The sequence below is a fragment of the Streptomyces sp. IBSBF 3136 genome, assembly GCF_036815105.1.
GTDB lineage: Bacteria > Actinomycetota > Actinomycetes > Streptomycetales > Streptomycetaceae > Streptomyces.
The window spans coordinates 1-1,438 of the sequence record NZ_JAJSZC010000453.1 but is presented as its reverse complement, the minus strand read 5'-3'; the positions used below and the strand labels follow the sequence as shown (position 1 = coordinate 1,438).

The 1,438-nt window shown below is 76.1% G+C and carries 3 protein-coding genes; all 3 read left to right on the top strand.

Features of this window, described 5'->3' with window-relative positions; genetic code table 11:
- A partial coding sequence (locus tag V7E45_RS40130) for an ADP-ribosylglycohydrolase family protein (protein ID WP_333779226.1) occupies window positions 1-611 on the top strand: 611 nt, incomplete at its 5' end.
- 48 nt (window positions 612-659) lie between these two features.
- Window positions 660-965, top strand: coding sequence for a 4a-hydroxytetrahydrobiopterin dehydratase (locus tag V7E45_RS40125; RefSeq protein WP_333779225.1), 306 nt, complete (start codon window positions 660-662; stop codon window positions 963-965).
- 4 nt (window positions 966-969) lie between these two features.
- Window positions 970-1,438: class I SAM-dependent methyltransferase (locus V7E45_RS40120; RefSeq protein WP_333779224.1), on the top strand; the 469-nt coding region annotated here is incomplete at its 3' end.

Below are 1,438 nucleotides of genomic sequence, written 5' to 3'. Positions count from 1 at the left end.
CCGCCCACCCGCTCGACGGCAGCCCCGGCGAGGTCAACCCCGACTCCAAGGGCTGCGGCACGGTCATGCGCTCCGCCCCCTTCGGCCTCGTCGCCCCCGCCGAAGCCGCCTTCGCCATGGCCGCCCGCGGCGCCCAGATCACCCACGGCCACCCCACCGGCTACTACGCGGCCGGTGCCCTCGCCGCGATCGTGGCCCACCTGGTCGCCGGGGAGTCCCTGGAAGGCGCGGTGCTGCGCACCCTGCGGCTGCTGGAGCGCCACCCCGGCCACCAGGAGACCACCACCGCCCTGCGCGAGGCCCTCGACCTGGCGGCCGACGGCACACCCACGGCCCGCAAGGCCGAGACCCTCGGGGAGGGCTGGGTCGCCGAGCAGGCCCTCGCCTTCGCCGTCTACTGCGCGCTCGCCGAACCCCGTGTCGCCGACGCCCTGCTGCTGTCCGTCAACCACTCGGGCGACAGCGACTCCACCGGATCGATCTGCGGCAACCTCCTCGGCGCCCTGCACGGCGACGTCGGCCTTCCGCACGCCTGGCTCGAGCGGGTCGAGGGCCGCGCCCGCATCGCCGCACTGGCCGACGACCTCGCGGCGGAGTGCGCGCCCGGCTGAACGTGGCAGGCTGAACGGGTACCCGTCCGCCCCGAAGGGAGCGCGCCCATGGCCGTCGAACCGCTGTCCGCCAAGGAGATCGAGGACCGGCTCGCGGAGCTGCCCGGCTGGTCGCTCGACGGGGACCGGCTCACCCGCACCTACCGGCTCCCCTCGCACTTCGCGGCGACCGCGCTGGTCGTGCACGTCGCCCGCATCCAGGACGAGCTCGACCACCACTCCGACCTCACCCTCGGCTACAACACGGTCTCCCTCAGCGTCCACACCCACAGCGCCGGCGGCGCCGTCACCGAGAAGGACTTCGAGCTCGCCCGCAGGGTGGAGGACATCGCCCCAGGCCACCACCCACACTGAGGGAGTGCTGAACTACGACGAGGAAGCCTGCGCCTACGACGCCTCCCGCGGCGGCGAGCCCCGCGCCCGGGCGGCCGCGGCCGCCGTGCTCGACCTGATACCCGACCGGCCGGGCCGCCTCCTCGACGTCGCCTGCGGCACCGGCATCGTCACCCGCCGCCTCGCCGCCGCCCGGCCCGCGCTGCGGGTGACCGGCGCGGACCTCGCCCCCGGCATGGCCCGCAGGGCGGCCGCCCGCCTGCCCGGCGCCGTCCTGCTCGCCGACAGCCGCCGGCTGCCCTTCGCCGACGCCACCTTCGACGCCGTCACCAGCGTCTGGCTGCTGCACCTGCTGCCCGGCCCAGCCGAGGTCCGCGCCGTCGTCACCGAGTGCGCCCGGGTGCTGCGGCCCGGCGGGCTCTACGTCACCACCGTCGACAAGGCCGCGGCGCACGACGTCGGCAGCGACATCGACGCCGTCCTCGCCCCGCGCC